The organism is Chitinophaga alhagiae (assembly GCF_003568665.1).
In the GTDB taxonomy this organism is placed as follows: domain Bacteria; phylum Bacteroidota; class Bacteroidia; order Chitinophagales; family Chitinophagaceae; genus Chitinophaga; species Chitinophaga alhagiae.
In genome coordinates this window covers 555,317-572,602 of sequence record NZ_QXMH01000001.1, presented here as the reverse complement: position 1 = coordinate 572,602, position 17,286 = coordinate 555,317, and the positions used below count along the sequence as shown (strand labels likewise).

Below are 17,286 nucleotides of genomic sequence, written 5' to 3'. Positions count from 1 at the left end.
CGGCCCCTTTTTCATCTTAACCCGCCCAACCGCTCATCATCAAACTCCAGCAACGAGCCCAGTTGCAGGTCTGCCAGGCCAAAGCGGCCGTCGTTACGTTTGTGGGCTTCCGGCACCACCACTACTTTCATGCGGGCGGCCTTGGCGGCTATCATGCCGGTTACGGAATCTTCAAAGGCCAGGCAGTGCAGCGGGCTGCTGTTCAGTTCCTGGGCGCAAGACAGGTATACGGCGGGGTGGGGTTTGCCGTGGGGCTCAAATTCTGCGGAGATCACGGCGTGGAACCGGTCCCGGATGCCCAGGTGGTCCAGCACGGACTGTATCAGGCGCATGGGAGAGGAGGAAGCCAGCCCTACCTTGAAACTGCGGGTATGGAAAAAGTCCAGGATGTAAGTAAGGCCTTCCATGGCGCGGCCTTCCCGCAATATTTTGCTGGTGACGTTGTCAATGATCTCCACGGTCACCTCTTCGGCGCTTTTGTTGTTCCACTGAAAGTGCTCATGCCAGTAGCTCACCACCTCCTTGGTACGGAGGCCCGTGGTGCGGCTGGTCAGTTCCGGAGAAAGGGTAACGCCCACCGTAGAGAACACCTCCCGCATGGCCTGCCCCCACAGTGGCTCGGAATCGATCAATAGGCCGTCCATGTCAAAAATCACCGTGTTGATCATATCGTTTGTATTTGCGCCGCAAAGGTACGGCAAAATGAGGGGAATTGTAGCGGCTGGCGGGTTGAACGGACGATAATGCAATGACCCGCAGTACTTTATGATTGGAAAGGAAGAGGGGGCCGGCTTTGGCACCAGGCCCGGCCGCCGTTGTGTCACTCCCTTCAGCGGCAGTGCAGGGCCCGGCAGGGCGGGGGCTTCACATCAGCTGTGCCGGATACAATTGTGCCTGTCTCAAAGCTGCTTTGACCACACTTCGGGGCCTCACATCAGCTATGCCGGATACAATTGTGCCTGTCTCAAAGCTGCTTTGGCCACACTTCGGGGCTTCACATCAGCTGTGCCGGATACAATTGTGCCTGTCTCAAAGCTGCTTTGACCACACTTCGGGGCCTCACATCAGCTGTGCCGGATACAATTGTGCCTGTCTCAAAGCTGCTTTGGCCACACTTCGGGGCCTCACATCAGCTGTGCCGGATACAATTGTGCCTGTCTCAAAGCCGCTTTGGCCACACTCCAGGGCCTCATATCAGCTTTGCCTGATACAATGTGCCTGTTTTAACCGGCCCGCTGGTTTTTTCAGGCCCCGAACGCCTCATTTCACGCCCGGCGCCCCATAACTATTTGTTATAGCCCATAACCCGGTAACGGCGGCTGGTTATGCCCGCCTATATTCGGCACTCAGCTGTAACGGCCTGCGGTGGCCGGTTTGGAAGAAATTTGCTGCAAATGGACGGCAGTATTGCCGCCCTGCCGCGCCCGCCCGCGCAGGGCCGTTAGATATTTTCTAATTTACCCCCCTCTTTTTTTACAAAAAAAGTTTTGCGTTTACAGGCCCAGACTATACCTTTGTATTACTCTACAAAATCTATAGGATTATGGGTTATAAATTTCAGATAATGACAGGTATGTGCATGTGCTGTTGGAATAACTCAACAGACTAGGAGGTTTCTACATATGAGTGAAATAAAGTTTTCAAGATCATACAACGAGGGCCTCCGCTATACAACGGGGGCCTTGTTTTTCAGGGCAGCGTACCGGGAAAACGAACAAGCACCACGATGAATACCAATTTTATCACGAGCAACTAAATTATCATGCAAAGCTTCAGAACCGAACTGGAAAATCCCATCGTAGAAAGAGACATTATCGAACTGGAAAAAAAGATCAGGCAGTTTCGTGAGGGAAAGGTAACGGACGAAAAATTCCGCAGCCTCCGCCTGGCGCGGGGCATTTACGGCCAACGCCAGCAAGGGGTACAGATGGTACGTATCAAACTGCCTTACGGCAGAATGACTTTGCAGCAGTGGAAACGTATCTCCGATATTTCTGACGAATATGCTACTAGCAACCTGCACCTTACTACCCGTCAGGATATTCAGATCCACTTTGTATCGCTTGACAGAACGCCCGAACTGTGGCACAAACTGGCGCAGGACGATATCACCATCCGTGAGGCCTGCGGCAACACCGTGCGCAACATCACCGGTTCAGACCGGGCGGGTATAGACCCTGAAGAACCGTTTGATGTTTCTCCGTATGCCGATGCGGCTTTCCGCTATTTCCTCCGCAACCCTATTTGCCAGGAAATGGGCCGTAAATTCAAAATATCTTTCTCTTCCAGTGATAAAGACACGGCCATGGGCTACATGCACGATGTTGGGGCCATCCCCAAGGTCCGCATCGTAGATGGCAAAGAAGTACGCGGTTTCAAAATAGTAGTGGGCGGCGGCCTCGGTGCACAGCCCTACCTGGCCAAAACGGCCTTCGAGTTCCTGGAAACAGAGCAGCTCATCCCCTACATTGAAAGCGTGCTGCGTGTGTTTGACCGCTATGGTGAAAGAAGCAGCCGCCACAAGGCCCGCCTCAAGTTCCTCATCCAGAAAATAGGCTTTGAAGAGTTTGAGCGCCTGGTAAAAGAAGAATTTAAGGCGGTGAAAAGCAAAACCTACCCGGTAGACCATGCGGCCTGGCCGGAGACGGTTGCTCCCGCGGCCGGTGTGGAACTGCCTGCCTTTACCATCAAAAACGAAAAACAGTTTGAGGCCTGGAAAAAGACCAACACTTTTGAACAGAAACAGAAAGGTTTTTACGGCGCCTACATCCGCGTACCGCTGGGAGACATCAGCTCCAGCACCTCCCGGACGCTGATAGAAAGGCTCCGCCCCGTAATAGCGGACGATCTGCGGGTAACGGCCAACCAGGGCCTGCTGCTGCGCTTCATCCGGCCTGAATACCTGCCGTACGTGTTCAGCCTGCTGGAAGAAGCGGGTTTCTCCGCCGCCGGCTTTGACAGTATCGCAGACATCACGGCCTGCCCGGGTACAGACACCTGTAACCTGGCCATTTCCAGCAGCACCGGTATTGCCGCCGCGCTGGAAAACGTGATCCACGACGAGTTCCCCGATCTCATTTACAATAACGATATCAAAATAAAGATCAGCGGCTGTATGAACTCCTGCGGCCAGCACGGTCTTGCCCACATCGGTTTCCACGGTTCTTCCCTGAAAGCCGGCGGCAAGGTATTGCCTGCCCTGCAGGTGCTGCTCGGTGGCGGTACCCTGGGAGACGGGCATGGCCGCGTGGCGGACAAAGTGCTGAAAGTGCCCAGCCGCCGCGGCCCCGATGTATTGCGTACCCTCCTGTATGACTATGAGGCCAACGCCAAAAACAACGAGCTGTTTAACGATTATTATGACCGCAACGGCGAAAAATATTTCTATGAGCTGCTGAAACCACTGGCAGACGTTACGGCCGTAAAAGCGGAAGAATATATTGACTGGGGCAAGGAAGATGCTTTTGCAACTGCCATTGGCGTGGGCGAGTGCGCCGGCGTCATGATAGACCTGATTGCCACCCTGCTGTTTGAAGCGGAAGAAAAAATGGACTGGGCCGCGCAGGCTTTCGCCAACAATGCCTGGGCGGATGGTATCTATCACGCTTACGCCTGTATGATACAAACGGCCAAGTGCATACTGCTGGACGAGAACATCAACTGCAACACGCAGCACGGCATCATGAACGATTTTGACAAACATTTTGTAGAGACCGGCCGCTTCAAGCTGGACGGCACGTTCCGTAACATGGCGCTGCAGATCAACCAGCACGAGCCTACAGAGAGCTTTGCCAAGCAGTATTACCAACAGGCCAAGGCATTTTATGATAGTGCGCAGCAATACCGCGCAGAAAAACAGGCGGCCAACGTAAGCGCCTGAACCAATCAACCTTAAAAAAAGTACGATCATGCAAACAACACAACCGAAAGTGACGCTGGTAGGGGCAGGGCCCGGAGATCCGGACCTGATTACCGTGAAGGGGCTGAAGGCCATTCAGAACGCCCGGGTGATACTGTACGATGCGCTGAGCAACAATGAGCTGCTGGACCACGCTCCGCAGAGCTGCCTGAAAAGGTTTGTAGGCAAACGCGCGGGTATGCATGTATACACACAGGCCGAGATCAACCGCATGATCGTCAAATACGCGCTTACCTACGGCAACGTGGTGCGGCTGAAAGGGGGAGACTCCTTTGTGTTTGGCCGCGGTCAGGAAGAAGTGGCCGCCGCGCAGCAGTACGGCATTGAAACGGAAATAGTGCCGGGCGTGAGCAGCGCCATTTCCGTACCGGGAGTGAACAAGATCCCCGTTACCGCCCGCAATGTGAGCGAAGGGTTTTGGGTGATCACCGGCACCACGCAGAACGGCAAGCTCTCCCGTGACCTGGAGTACGCCATACAGGCAGATACCACCGTAGTGATACTCATGGGCATGAGCAAGCTGGAAGAGATTGCCGCCATCTATAGCCAACAGGGTAAAGGCCAGGTACCGGCCGCAATTATACAGAACGGTACCCTGCCCACCCAGAAAGTAGGTGTAGGGGTGGCGGCAGACCTGGCGGTATTTGCCGCCGAACAGGATCTTCACAACCCCGCCATTATCGTAATTGGCGAGGTGGTGCGTTTTCATGAAGCATTCCAGGAATTACAGAGTAAATTAGCGGAGAATTACAAACTGGCCGTTTAATAAAATCTGCTGTATGGAAGCCAATCATTTATTTCCTGTTTTCTTCAAACTGGAGCAGTTGCAGGTGCTGGTAGTAGGAGGGGGCAATGTGGGCTGTGAAAAGGTGAACGCCATTTTACAGAATTGTCCCGCCGCCCGTGTGACCGTGGTAGCCACCTGGTTCCTGCCGGAAATGGAGACCATTACCGCCGGCTACCCCAATGTGACCCTGGTGCAAAAGGAGTTCTCCTGCGGGGATATTTTCGGGAAAGACCTGGTGATAGCCGCTACCTCAGACAAGGAACTGAACAGCTGCATCTGGGAAAAGGCCAAGGCTTCCAAAGTGCTGATCAATGTGGCAGACACGCCCGCGCTCTGTGATTTTTATCTCGGCTCCGTGGTGCAGAAAGGCAACCTGAAAATAGCTATTTCCACCAACGGCAAGTCTCCCACCATTGCCAAACGGCTCCGCGAAGTGCTGACAGACGCCATCCCGGACTCCCTGGAAAATGTGTTGCAGCACCTCAACGCCATCCGAGACCGGCTAAAGGGGGATTTTGCGGACAAGGTGAAAAAGCTGAACGAGCTGACGAGCGTGCTGGTAGACCGGAAATAAACCATAAACATGATCTGAGACTATAAAGAACAAGGTTGTTCCATGACGGAACAACCTTGTTGCTTTCGATGGGATGCCTTATGAGCATGATCGTTTATAAAAGAACAAGGTTGTTCCGTCATGGAACAACCTTCTTGCTTTTGACGGGATGCCTTATGAGCATGATCGTTTATAAAAGAACAAGGTTGTTCCGTCATGGAACAACCTTCTTGCTTTTGACGGGATGCCTTGTGAGCATGATCGTTTATAAAAGAACGAGGTTGCGCCGTCATGGCACAACCTTGTTGCTTTTGATAGCATATCTTGATCTTGCAGGGTTTACTGCTCGTAAAACAGCGCCTTCAGCTCGCCCGCGTCCGCGGGCTTCATTTTGCCGCCCAGTATCAGGCGCAGCTGCCGCCGGCGGAGGGCGCCATCATATAGTTTTTTCTCTTCCTCGGATTCTGCTATTACCGGGGGCACCGGGCGGGATTTGCCGTGAGGGTCCAGCGCTACAAAGGTCATAAAGGCCTCGTTAGACTTGTAGCGGTACTGCAGCACGGGGTCTTCTCCCCAAACCCGCATGTGTACTTCCATGGAGGTGGTGAAGGCGCGGGTAATAATGGCCTCAATGTGTACCACGTTCCCGAGCTTGATGGGTGTTTCAAAGGAAATATTGTCTACCGAAGCGGTCACCACCGGGGCCGCGCAGTGCTTCATGCAGGCCAGGGCGGCGGCAATGTCCATCCAGTACATCAAACGGCCGCCCATGAGGTTGCCGAAGGTATTGGTATCGTTGGGCAGCACCAGCTCCGTCATCTGTACCAGGGATTCCTGTGCCTTTTTTGGCGTTAAGGTCATATTTGCGTGTATTTCATCTGTTAATAACGGCTTCCAGGGGCCGGGTAGTGCCTGGCAGGGGCCTTCCCGGTATCGGGAAATGTTGCCTTTGCCCGGCTACAGCCCGCAAATTTACGGGAATGCGGGCACAATTCCCCTATGGATGGGAATGGTTTCAAACGGCGGAGAAATACGGCAGTACACGCCGGTGAGAAAGGGCGCTGCCCAGCAGGCGAAAAGCCCCCTGCCTGTGCCGGGTAGAAGCAACCCTGTCCTGCTGATGGAAACGTCGCTACACACCTCGTGAAAACACCCCCTGCCTATGCCGGGTAGAAGCAACCCTGTCCTGCTGATGGAAGCGTCGCTACACACCTCGTGAAAACACCTCTTGCCTGTGCCGGGTAGAAGCAACCCCGCTCCTGCTGATGGAAGCGTCGCTACACACCTCGTGAAAACACCCCCTGCCTATGCCGGGTAGAAGCAACCCTGTCCTGCTGATGGAAGCGTTGCTACACACCTCGTGAAAACACCCCTGCCTATGCAGGGTAGAAGCCCCCGCTCCTGCTGATGGAAACGCTCCTCTCGCCACGCCGGGGAAAAGTACAACCGGCCGCGTTTGGGAAATTTTCTGAAACGCTCTCCGGTGGTGGGTTTGAGGCGGCTCCGTAGTAAAGGCCGCAAAAATAGACTTGGGCGCGCAGCAAATTTGTGTAACTTTGCATGACCTTACGGAAGTAAATTACTTGACAGGATACACCAATACAGTCCGGCATCACTTCCTCTACAGGTCAAGTAAAATTTCGGGAACTTAGTTTTTATGGCAAAATATATCTTCGTTACGGGAGGTGTTACTTCCTCATTGGGTAAAGGAATTATCGCAGCGTCCCTCGCTAAACTATTGCAGGCACGTGGCTTTAAGGTGACAATTCAGAAATTTGATCCATATATCAACGTGGATCCCGGTACATTAAACCCCTATGAGCACGGGGAATGCTATGTAACCGAAGATGGCGCCGAAACTGACCTGGACCTCGGGCACTATGAGCGTTTCCTCAACACGCCCACCTCACAGGCCAACAACGTAACCACCGGCCGTATTTACCAGACCGTGATCAACAAGGAGCGCGAAGGCGCTTACCTGGGTAAAACGGTACAGGTGATCCCCCATATCACAGATGAGATCAAACGCCGTATACTGCTGCTGGGCAAAGACGGTAAGTACGATATTGTAATTACCGAACTGGGCGGTACCGTGGGTGACATTGAGTCTCTCCCCTACATTGAGGCGGTACGCCAGCTGCAGTGGGAGCTGGGCGAAGAAGATTGCCTGGTGGTACACCTCACCCTCATCCCTTACCTGCGCGCGGCCAAAGAGCTGAAAACCAAGCCCACGCAGCACTCTGTAAGGCTGCTGAGCGAAAATGGCGTGCATCCTGACATTATTGTATGCCGCACGGAAGAGCCCCTGTACCGCGAGCTGAAGAAAAAGATCGCTCTCTTCTGCAACGTGCAGGTAGACGCGGTCATTGAAGCAAACGACGTGGGCACCATCTACGAAGTGCCGCTGGAAATGATGCGGGAAAAGCTGGACGTGATCTGCCTCAAAAAAATGAACCTGCCGGTAGAAAAAGAACCGGAGCTGGTGAAATGGCGGGAGTTCCTTGACAAGCTGAAATACCCCAAGTCCAAGGTGACCATTGGCCTCATCGGCAAATACGTGGAGCTGCAGGATGCCTACAAGTCCATCCTGGAATCTTTCATACACGCCGGCGCCGTGAACGAGTGCAAGGTGATCGTACAAAATATTCATTCCGAGCATATTACGCCTGAGAATGTGTGTGAGAAGCTGAAGAACCTGGACGGGTTGCTGGTAGCTCCCGGTTTCGGCCACCGCGGCATAGAGGGCAAGATCACCGCCATCCAGTATGCCCGTGAAAATAGCCTGCCCTTCTTCGGCATCTGCCTGGGCATGCAAATGGCGGTAGTGGAATACGCCCGCAACGTGCTGGGCCTGCGGGAGGCGCACTCTACGGAAATGAACCCGGAAACGCCTTACCCCGTGATCAACCTCATGGAAGAACAGAAAAAGATCACCAAAATGGGCGGCACCATGCGCCTGGGCGCTTACGCCTGTGATCTGAAACCCGGCTCCCAGGCTTCCGCCATTTACGGCGGGGCCACGGCCATCAGCGAGCGCCACCGCCACCGTTACGAGTTCAATAACGACTTCCTGGGCCAGATGGAACAGTCCGGTCTCGTGGCCTCCGGTAAAAACCCGGAAACCGGCCTGGTGGAAATGATCGAGCTGCCTTCCCATCCCTTCTTTATAGGCGGCCAGTTCCACCCCGAGCTGAAAAGCACCGTGGAAAGCCCGGCCCCCCTCTTCGTCAGTTTCATCAACGCCGCCAAGAGCTTTGCGGAAAACAAAAACGGCAAGGCTAAACCGGCTGAAGAGAAGGTTATACACGAATAATATTTTTGATATATGATGCTTGCGCGCCGGCAGATGGATTTTAACAATATCATCTGCCGGAAAGCGTACATCATTGTACCTTATATATTACCTTTGCTCCTTAAATTTTAATTTTCGACATGGATAGAAATTCGGTCATTGGTTTTGTTCTGTTAGGAGCGTTACTGATCGGTTATATTTTCTGGAACCAGAAATCTACGGAAACGGCAAGACTGGAAAAGGCTCGTCAGGATTCTATTGCCAATCTGAATAAACCCAAAGAAGAGCAGGTACGGCTGGATACGGCCGTGGCAGCGCTGGGAGATTCCAACCGCCCCGTGGCCGCTTTCGGGCAAGATGCCCAGGCCGGTGAAACAGAGACCATACTGGAAAACGAACTGGTGAAGATCACCTTCTCCAATAAAGGCGGTATTCCCAAAACCGTGTTGCTCAAAGCCCTGCAAACCTCTGAAAAAGAAGGTAATAACAAGCTGAAAGAGTTCAAGACCTCAGACGGGCAGCCCCTCTACCTCCAGAAAGGCTCCTTTAACCGGATGGGCCTGAAAATCCCTTCTTCTACAGGCGAGATCAATACAGCAGACCTTTATTTTTCTCCGGCTACCATAGAAAAGACCACGGACGGCGGACAGCGCATCGCCTTCCGGCTCAATAAGAACGGCGCCGCCGGCCAGTATATAGAATATGTATATGTACTGAAACCAGACAGCTACCTGGTAGATTTTACCATCAATACCGCTGGTATGCAGGCAGACCTGCCTAAAGGCAGCATTCCCTTCCAGTGGAACAGCCAGGCAGACCGGCAGGAGCATGACATGCACCAGGAGCGCCTGAACAACCAGGTACACTGGCGGCTGGCAGACAAGGAGCATGATTATTTCACCCTGCAGAACCGCGCCGAAGAAAAGCTGGGCCCCCTGCAGTGGCTGAGCTTCAAGCAGCAGTTCTTCAACATCACGCTGCTGGCCAAAAAAGACAACTTTGCTTCCGCGGAGATCCACAGCAAGGTACCGGAAAGCGGCAACATCGTAGGCCAGGAAATGACCACCCTGGGTATTCCCTACAACGGCGCCTCCACCTTCAGCTTCCCCATGGAAATTTATTATGGCCCCAACCACTATAAAACGCTGAAGTCTATGGACGTTGACCTGGAGAAGATCATTCCCCTGGGCACCGGCATCTTTGCGTTTGTGAAGTATGTGAACAAGTGGATCATCATCCCCGTGTTCAACTTCCTGGGCGGCCTTACTACGCACTACGGCCTCATCATCCTGCTGCTCACCATCTTCATCCGCATCATTATTGCGCCTTTCACCTACCAGAGCTATGTGTCTGCCGCAAAAATGAAAGTGCTGAAACCGGAGCTGGACGAGCTGCGCGCCAAGCATAAAGATGACCAGCAGGCGTTCGGCATGGAGCAGATGAAACTCTTCCGCAGCGCCGGCGTAAACCCGCTGGGTGGTTGTTTGCCCGCCCTGCTGCAGTTGCCCATATTGGTGGCCATGTACTCTTTCTTCCCGTCTTCCATTGAGCTGCGGCAGGAAAGTTTCCTGTGGGCCAAAGACCTGTCTACCTACGATTCCATCTATAATTTCGGCTTCACCATACCGCTCTACGGAGACCACATCAGCCTGTTCACCATCCTGATGACCATTTCCAGCCTCATCCTCGCGTTCTACAACAGGGGTATGACGGACCAGAGCAACCCGGTGATGAAATACATGCCGTACGTGTTCCCGGTAATGCTGCTGGGCATTTTCAACAGCATGGCCGCGGCGCTCACTTATTACTACTTCCTCAGTAACGTGATCAGTATCTTGCTGCAGTGGGTGATACAGACCTTCATTATCAACCACGACAAGATCCACGCAAAGATCCAGGCCAACAAGGCCAAGCCCGCCGGCAAAAGCAAGTGGGCGGAAAGGCTGGAAGAAATGCAGAAACGCCAGCAGGACATGCAGAAAACAAAAAAGAAATAACCATCATACCGAAGGCCCCGAAAACGGGGCCTTCGTTCTTTAAACAGTGAACATGCGATCTATTCTAGTAACAGGATTATTGCTGGCAAGCCTATGCAGCGCAGCGCAGGAGTACATGCCCTCACCGGCCAACATTACCCGCACCGTACAATACCTGGCCTCGGAAAAACTGAAAGGCCGCGGCACCAATGAAAAAGGCGGGCAAAAAGCCAGCAGCTACGTGGCTAAGCAGTTCAGGAAACTGGGCCTGGAGCCGGGCAGCAACGGCCGGTATTACCAGCCCTTTACCTTTACCCGCGGCAAACATGTGAACATTCCCAGCCGCAACGTGATCGGCTATCTGGATAACAGCGCCGCCTACACGATAGTGATCGGCGCGCATTATGACCACCTGGGCACCGCCGCCCTGTTTGACGGGCGCTACCCTATAGGGCAGGTCCACAATGGCGCGGATGATAACGCCTCCGGTGTGGCCGGCCTGCTGGAGCTGGCCAGGTATTATACGCAAAACGGGGAGAGGGAGCCGTTCAACTTTATGTTCATTGCCTTTGGTGGCGAAGAAATGGGCCTGCAGGGCTCCAAATACTATACGCAGCACCCGGTAGACTCGCTTGACAATATCCACTTCATGCTGAACATGGACATGATAGGCCGTTACAATCCTTCCCGCGGCGTGGGCATTGGCGGCTACGGCTCTGCTATGGAGTGGCCGGAAATATTCAAAGGCGTACAGGCGGATACCATCAAATTCTTTACAGACGCGGCCGGCAAAGGCGGTTCAGACCACCATAGCTTTTATGTGGCCGGCGTGCCGGTGCTCTTTCTCCATACCGGCGGGCACAATGATTACCACAAACCTACGGACGATGCCCACAAGGTGAATGCGGCGGCGGAAGCCGGCATTCTCAGAATTGCGGTACAACTGATCAACAATGCCATGAAGGTGAACAAGCTGGAATATGTGGGGGAACAGGCGTCAAAGTAAGTAGCCCCGGCCGCTACTACGGCCACCAGGGCCTTAAACGATGACAAGTCTCTGCCAGGTACCCGAATAAATCAGGGCTGACCATCATTGCTGGTCAGCCCTTTTTATATTTATTTTCCGGCGCAGGCCGGGATGTTCTACTGGTTGTTATTCTTCGGCTTCGGCGGCATCACGGCCTTGGGCGTAGCACCGGGAGGCGTGGCCTCCTCTTTCTTTTTGTCTTTCGGCGCGTCTTTTTTATCCTTCTCTTTCTGTGTTTCCTTGCCAGGAGGGGCCACCGTTTCTACCGGCTCGCCATAATCCCTGAGGTCTATGGTCTCATAATCGCTGGCGGCGCCATTGCCCACGTCTTCCGCTTCCGCGCCGGGCTGCACGTTGTTCTCATAATTGAAGTAGAGATCGTTGCGCATATTGGCGGGTATCGGGAAGGTGGATTTGGAGTCTATGCCGAGTGTTTTATCTGCATATACTTTCTGCATGAACAGCGCCCAGATGGGCAGGCCGGTATTGGCGCCCTGGCCCAGGGCCGTGCTGGCAAAGCGGAGGTAGTTGTTGTCGCAGCCCACCCAAGCGCCGGCCAGCAGCTGCGGCGTGTAGCCAATGAACCAGCCGTCTGTATTATCGTTGGTGGTACCGGTTTTACCGGCTATTTCGCCCGGCAGGTTGTAGCGGAAACGCAGGCGCGCGCCGGTGCCGCCGGTGGTGGTAACGCCTTCCATCATTTTCACCATGGTGTACGCGTCTGTTTCGCTGATCACTTCGCGCTTTTCGGGTACATTGGTTTCAAGAATGTTGCCGTTGCGGTCTTCAATGCGGGTGATGTACACCGGTTTGGTGATCACCCCGCGCGCCGGGAACATGGTGTAGGCGCGCATCATGTCAAAGAGAGACAGTTCGGAAACACCCAGCGAGATAGACGGGTAGGGATCTATTTTATTAGACTCGAAACCTATTTTGGAATTGGCGAAGTTGGAGAAGGCCTGCGCGCCGAATTGTTTGATGAGGTATACGCTCACCAGGTTCAGCGATTTGGCCAGCGCTCCGGCCATGGTGATAGAACCGCCCACGCTGCCTTCGGAGTTGCGGCTGATGGTCCAGTTGCCGATGGTAACCGGCTCATTGGGCAGCATGGTGTTGGGGCTGAACCCGTTCATCAGCGCAAAGCAATACAGGAACGGCTTGAAGGTAGAGCCTACCTGCCGGCGTGATTTGAACACGTGATCGTTCTTGAAATACCTGAAATCAGGGCCGCCTACCCATGCCTTCACTTCGCCGCTCTCAGGGTCCATGGCCATGAAACCGGTTTGCAGTATGGCGCGGGAGTACTTGATGGAATCAAGCGGGGTCATCACCGTGTCTATCTCGTTCTGGGACGCGTCCGTAAAGCTGCGCCAACCGAACACTTTCATTTTTGTAGGGGTCTTGAAGGCCTTTACGATCTCTTCTTCCGGCACTTCATCTTCCAGCATTTGTTTATAACGTTCAGATTCTTTCATGAACCGCACCAGGTCTTTTTTGGCGTCTTCCCGTTTGGTCCACACACTGCCGCTTTTGATATTGCTTTGCTGGAAGAAAGACTTCTGCAGGTCTTTCAGGTGTTTGGCCACCGCTTCTTCCGCATACAGCTGCATGCGGGGGTTGATGGTGGTGTATATCTTCAGCCCGTCCCGGTACAGGTTGTATTCCGTACCGTCCGCTTTTTTGTGGTCTTTGCACCAGTTCTTCATTTCCGATCTCAGCACTTCACGGAAGTAGGGGGCCAGGCCGCTGTTGTGGTCTATCTTGTTATAGCGCAGCACAATGGGGCGGCTTTTGGCGGCGTCTCCGTCGGCTTTGGTGATATAACCGGTTTCCACCATGTTCTCTATCACGGTATTCCGCCTGTCAAGCGCCATTTTAGGATTGCGCCGCGGGTTGTACATAGTGGAGCCTTTCAGCAGGCCCACCAGCAGCGCGGCCTCTTCTATGGAAAGGCGGCCGGGGTCTTTGCTGAAAAACGTGCGGGCGCCGTTCTCTATCCCGTACACATTGTCACCGAAAGTAACGGTGTTCAGGTACAGGGTAATAATTTCTTTTTTGGTAAAGTTCCTTTCCAGCTTGATAGCGATCACCCATTCCGTCAGCTTCTGGAAAGAACGGATGAGCAGGTTGCGGGAGCGGGATTTGCCTTCCACATCCGCCTGCAGGTTGAGGGCCAGCTGTTGCGTGATGGTGCTGGAGCCGCGTTTTTTACCCACCAGCAGGTAAAATGGAATGGCTGCCGTGCCTTTCGGGTCTATGCCGGAGTGATCATAAAAATTACGGTCTTCCGTGGCCAGCAGGGCGTTGATCACGTTCTGCGAAATATCCTTGTAATCAACATTGGAACGGTCTACGGATAAAAACTTGCCCATAATGGTGCCATCTTCCGCAATTACCTCGGAAGCCAGCGCCGTTCTGGGATTTTCCAACTCCTCCAGGCTGGGCATATGCCCGATCAGGCGGAGATTGATGAGCAGTAACAGCAGCAGGAAAAAAGCCACGCCGGCGCCGAATACGACCCATAATATCTTGATGGATTTTCTCATATGTTAAATTGTGTGAAACAGTCTTTAGTGCAAAATTACCAATTTCCCCCCGGTATTCATAGGCCAGGGTGCCGCAGACAGTATTGCAAATATTATTCCGTTATATAGTTGTCTCCAAAGAATTTCCGGTAGCCGTTGATGTCTTTTGTATTGTTCAGCAGGATGAAGTTTTCCCGTGAAATGATAAAGAATTTATACTCAGTGGGTTTAATTCTCGGGATGATGACGGTGGCGGCGGAGCGCACGGCCTCGTCAAAATACCCGAGGGCTTTTTCCTCATCGGGGAAAAGCCTTATGATCACCATTATTTCCGTGGGCGTGAGCACAAAACTGCTGGTTTCCAGCTTTTCCGCCGCGTGTTTTTCCGCATTATAACGGGAAAACTGGGCCACCGCCTCATCTACCAGCACTTTCGACACCCGGTTGAAGTACATCACCACAAAGTGCGGAACGGCGGTTTTTTCGTCTCCCAGCCGGTAAGGCGTTACCGGCGGCGGCGGTGGCGGCGGCGGCACATTGGCGGCTGCCAGGGAGTCTGCCTGCGCCTGCGCTATTTTGGCAGAATCTGCCGCAAACTGGGGCTGCGGTGTTTGCCAGGGGTAGCGGATGGAAATATTTTCGTCTACTATGGCTGTTTCCGAGCTGTCCCGCTGCAATTGCAGGCGGCTGAGGTAGTCTGTTACCTCCGCTTTGCGGTTGAGCGCCTCCATAATGTCATTGGCCTGGTTGAGGATGGCCGGCTCGCCGGGGTATTTGTTGATGATGGCGGCAATGGCGGCCTTGCCCGCGCTGTCTGACTGCGTTTTGATAATGGCCATGGCTTCCAGCAGGTCCCATTTGGGCTGCAGGGAAGAATAGCCATAGCTGGAATCCGCCAGTTTTTTGAGCTGGAAAACAGTGTCGTACCGGCCGGTGAGGTAAGCGATGTAGGCGGTGTCATAAATGGCGCTCACCGCGTTGGTTTTCTCCTTGCTTTCATCTTTAGGCAGGCCAAATTGCAGGATGTTGGCGTAGTTGGTGCCGGCAAACTGCGTCATCACCATTTGTTTGTATTGGTTGGCCTGTTGGGTGTGGTTCAGTTTGTTATGCCATACGTAAAGCGAATACAATATTTCCGCCTTGCGGGGGTGTTCGGGGAAACGCTCCAGCAGGGAATCGTAAGAGGCAATGGCCTCACGCGGGTCTTCCAGTTTGTCGTGGTACAGCTTGCCCAGCTCAAACCAGGTGTCCATTTGTTTGCCGCGGGACTCGGCCAGCTTCTCCGGCGTAACGGGCAGGTTGGCGGCCAGTACGCTGGTATTGATGCTGTCTGCAGGCAGCTGGCTGATGTTGGCGGCCACATCGTCTGCGGGCGCTTCCGTTCCCGGTGCGGGCGCATTATTATTGAACGCGGCCGCGGCGCCCTGGCTGCGGCGCCAGTTGTCTGCCAGCGGGCGGTTGCCCCAGCGGCGCTTAAATTCTGAATAGCCGGAAGACTTGCTGCCAACGTTATAGAAGTACCAGTCCCCGCTGCCTTCATCCGGTTTGGGCGCCAGGGAATTGTTAGGGAAATTGTTGTTGAAGGCCGGGTTGTTAGCGGCGGCCCCGCCGCGTTCCCTGCCTTTTTCTTTTTCCGGTGTGGTGCGCGCGGTGCGGATGGCCGTTACCTGCTGGGCCAGCAGGGAGTCCCGCAGGGCGGGGGGCATGGCGGCTATCTGCTGAAGGCTGTCTTCCTGCCTGATGAGGCGGGTGCGCTGCACTACTTCTCCAAGGGCTTCTTTGCGGGTGTTGACAAGTGCCGCTTCCTCAAAATCAGGCCCCATTACGGCAGCGGTGCTATCATAATAGCGCTGGGCGGCGGCATAGTCTTTCCGGGAATAATAGATGTCTGCAATGCCTTTGAACGTAAGTGTTTTCTGGAGGGAATTGGCGCTTTCTATTTTGAGGGATTTGTTCAGGTAGTCCAGCGCTCTTTCCGGTTGCTCGTTGGCGCAAAGCGCGGCCATGTTGTAATAGATAGCGTCCCGGAAGGGGATGAACCTTTCCTTGCGCAGCATGCTTTGCAGCGCGGCAATGCTTTCGTCCATACTGCCGCCGTTGGCTTTGGTGTTGCAGCGGGCGATCTGTACGCGGGCGTTGAAGTCAATGGTAGCGTCAGGCTTGTAGGAGATCACGTTGCGGAAGGCGTTCATGGCGGAATCCAGTATGCCCTGCGACGCGTACAACTGGCCCAGTATAAAGCTCATGCGGGCCTTCTGGTCTCGGCCGGAGTTCCCTTTTTTGATGGCAATGATCAGCGGGTCTATGGTTTCCGCATAGCGGCCCTGTTTGTAAAAACGGTAGGCCTGCAGTTCCGCCAGCTGGCCTTCCAGCCGTTTGGGGAAATAGGGGTCTCCTTCCAGGATGTTCAGCAGGCTTTGCGCTTCGTCATACTGTTTCTGCTCCAGGTGTACGCGCGCCTGCCAGAGAAAAGCCTCGTTGCGGGCGGATTTGTGCCGGAGGCGGCTGAACATGCCTTTTTCTTTTTCCCGGGTGGAAATAGACATGCGGGAGTCTTCACTTCGCCCTACCACCGTGTTGTACTCCGATTTCTTTTTAGGGGCAAAAGTGGTGTTGATGTATTTGAAGGTGTTGGCGGCATTTTCCCAATCGCCCTTGTAATAATAGGCTTTGCCCACCAGCAGGTAACAATCATCTATCCAGCGCCCCCGCGGGTCATGTATCTGCACTGCTACAGACGCTTTCTGGATCACGGAGTCCAGGTCGTTCGAGTTGAGGTTCAGCTTTTCTACCGTGAAAGGATAAAAGGGGAGAAATACGTTGTAATTGTCCTGCCGCTGCTGGTTAATGCCCTTTAAGACCGCTTCCAGTTTCAGCTTGGCATGATAGTAATAGTTATACCGCGTAACGGTGTTCTGTACCACTTTACGCTTGAACGTGAAAGGCTTTTCGGCCATTTTTTCAGAAGGCGGGCGGCGGTCTTCCTGTTTTTGAGGCTTGTCCGGCGCCTGGTTTTGCCCAAATACGGTCAGCACTCCTGAACACATCATCAATCCCACTAACCAGGCACGCATATATAAGGATCTAGAACAATTCATGAAAAATACCAGGGTCGATATAATATAACATTAAAATGGCGAAAATATTTTAAAGATAGGGAAAATCAATTACGATTTACGAATTAGGACGGCCGCCTGCCCCGGCAAG

At 53.6% G+C, this 17,286-nt stretch carries 10 protein-coding genes; 6 read left to right on the top strand and 4 right to left on the bottom strand.

What is annotated here, in order from left to right; genetic code table 11:
• Nucleotides 1-11: 11 nt before the first annotated feature.
• The gene (gene hxpB / locus D3A97_RS02285) at nt 12-668 is read right to left on the bottom strand and encodes a hexitol phosphatase HxpB (protein ID WP_119076248.1); all 657 of its coding nucleotides are present in this window, start codon (nt 666-668) and stop codon (nt 12-14) included.
• A gap of 1,094 nt (nt 669-1,762) precedes the next feature.
• On the opposite strand from hxpB, the gene D3A97_RS02280 reads away from it, so the two are divergent.
• The 3 genes from D3A97_RS02280 to D3A97_RS02270 are packed head-to-tail and all read left to right on the top strand — an operon-like array spanning nt 1,763 to nt 5,280.
• Nucleotides 1,763-3,880, top strand: a complete 2,118-nt coding sequence (locus D3A97_RS02280; protein WP_119076246.1) for a ferredoxin-like domain-containing protein — start codon at nt 1,763-1,765, stop codon at nt 3,878-3,880.
• Between the two features lie 28 nt (nt 3,881-3,908).
• Nucleotides 3,909-4,685 carry a uroporphyrinogen-III C-methyltransferase gene (gene cobA, locus D3A97_RS02275; RefSeq protein WP_119076245.1) on the top strand — a complete coding sequence of 259 codons (777 nt, stop codon included), beginning with the start codon at nt 3,909-3,911 and terminating at the stop codon, nt 4,683-4,685.
• 13 nt (nt 4,686-4,698) lie between these two features.
• Entirely contained in the window at nt 4,699-5,280 is a 582-nt protein-coding gene (locus D3A97_RS02270; protein ID WP_119076243.1) for a precorrin-2 dehydrogenase/sirohydrochlorin ferrochelatase family protein, read from the top strand.
• A gap of 318 nt (nt 5,281-5,598) precedes the next feature.
• On the opposite strand, the gene D3A97_RS02265 is transcribed toward D3A97_RS02270, so the two are convergent.
• Complete coding sequence (locus D3A97_RS02265; protein ID WP_119076241.1) at nt 5,599-6,120, bottom strand: acyl-CoA thioesterase; 522 nt, start codon at nt 6,118-6,120, stop codon at nt 5,599-5,601.
• Nucleotides 6,121-6,916: 796 nt separating this feature from the next.
• Between D3A97_RS02265 and pyrG the strand changes: the two genes are divergently transcribed.
• From pyrG to D3A97_RS02250, 3 genes are all read left to right on the top strand, one after another.
• Nucleotides 6,917-8,572 carry a CTP synthase gene (pyrG, locus tag D3A97_RS02260; protein WP_119076239.1) on the top strand — a complete coding sequence of 552 codons (1,656 nt, stop codon included), beginning with the start codon at nt 6,917-6,919 and terminating at the stop codon, nt 8,570-8,572.
• Nucleotides 8,573-8,691: 119 nt separating this feature from the next.
• Nucleotides 8,692-10,548: a membrane protein insertase YidC gene (yidC, locus tag D3A97_RS02255; protein ID WP_119076237.1), complete on the top strand. Its 1,857-nt coding sequence runs from the start codon at nt 8,692-8,694 to the stop codon at nt 10,546-10,548.
• Between the two features lie 52 nt (nt 10,549-10,600).
• The gene (locus D3A97_RS02250) at nt 10,601-11,533 is read left to right on the top strand and encodes a M20/M25/M40 family metallo-hydrolase (protein ID WP_119076235.1); all 933 of its coding nucleotides are present in this window, start codon (nt 10,601-10,603) and stop codon (nt 11,531-11,533) included.
• A 137-nt stretch (nt 11,534-11,670) separates the two neighbouring features.
• Here the strand turns inward: D3A97_RS02250 and D3A97_RS02245 are convergent, their stop codons facing one another.
• Both D3A97_RS02245 and porW read right to left on the bottom strand, forming a co-directional pair.
• Nucleotides 11,671-14,100, bottom strand: coding sequence for a transglycosylase domain-containing protein (locus D3A97_RS02245; protein ID WP_119076233.1), 2,430 nt, complete (start codon nt 14,098-14,100; stop codon nt 11,671-11,673).
• 92 nt (nt 14,101-14,192) lie between these two features.
• A complete protein-coding gene (gene porW / locus D3A97_RS02240) occupies nt 14,193-17,153 on the bottom strand; it encodes a type IX secretion system periplasmic lipoprotein PorW/SprE (protein WP_157986308.1) in 2,961 nt (986 codons plus the stop codon).
• Nucleotides 17,154-17,286 lie beyond the last annotated feature (133 nt).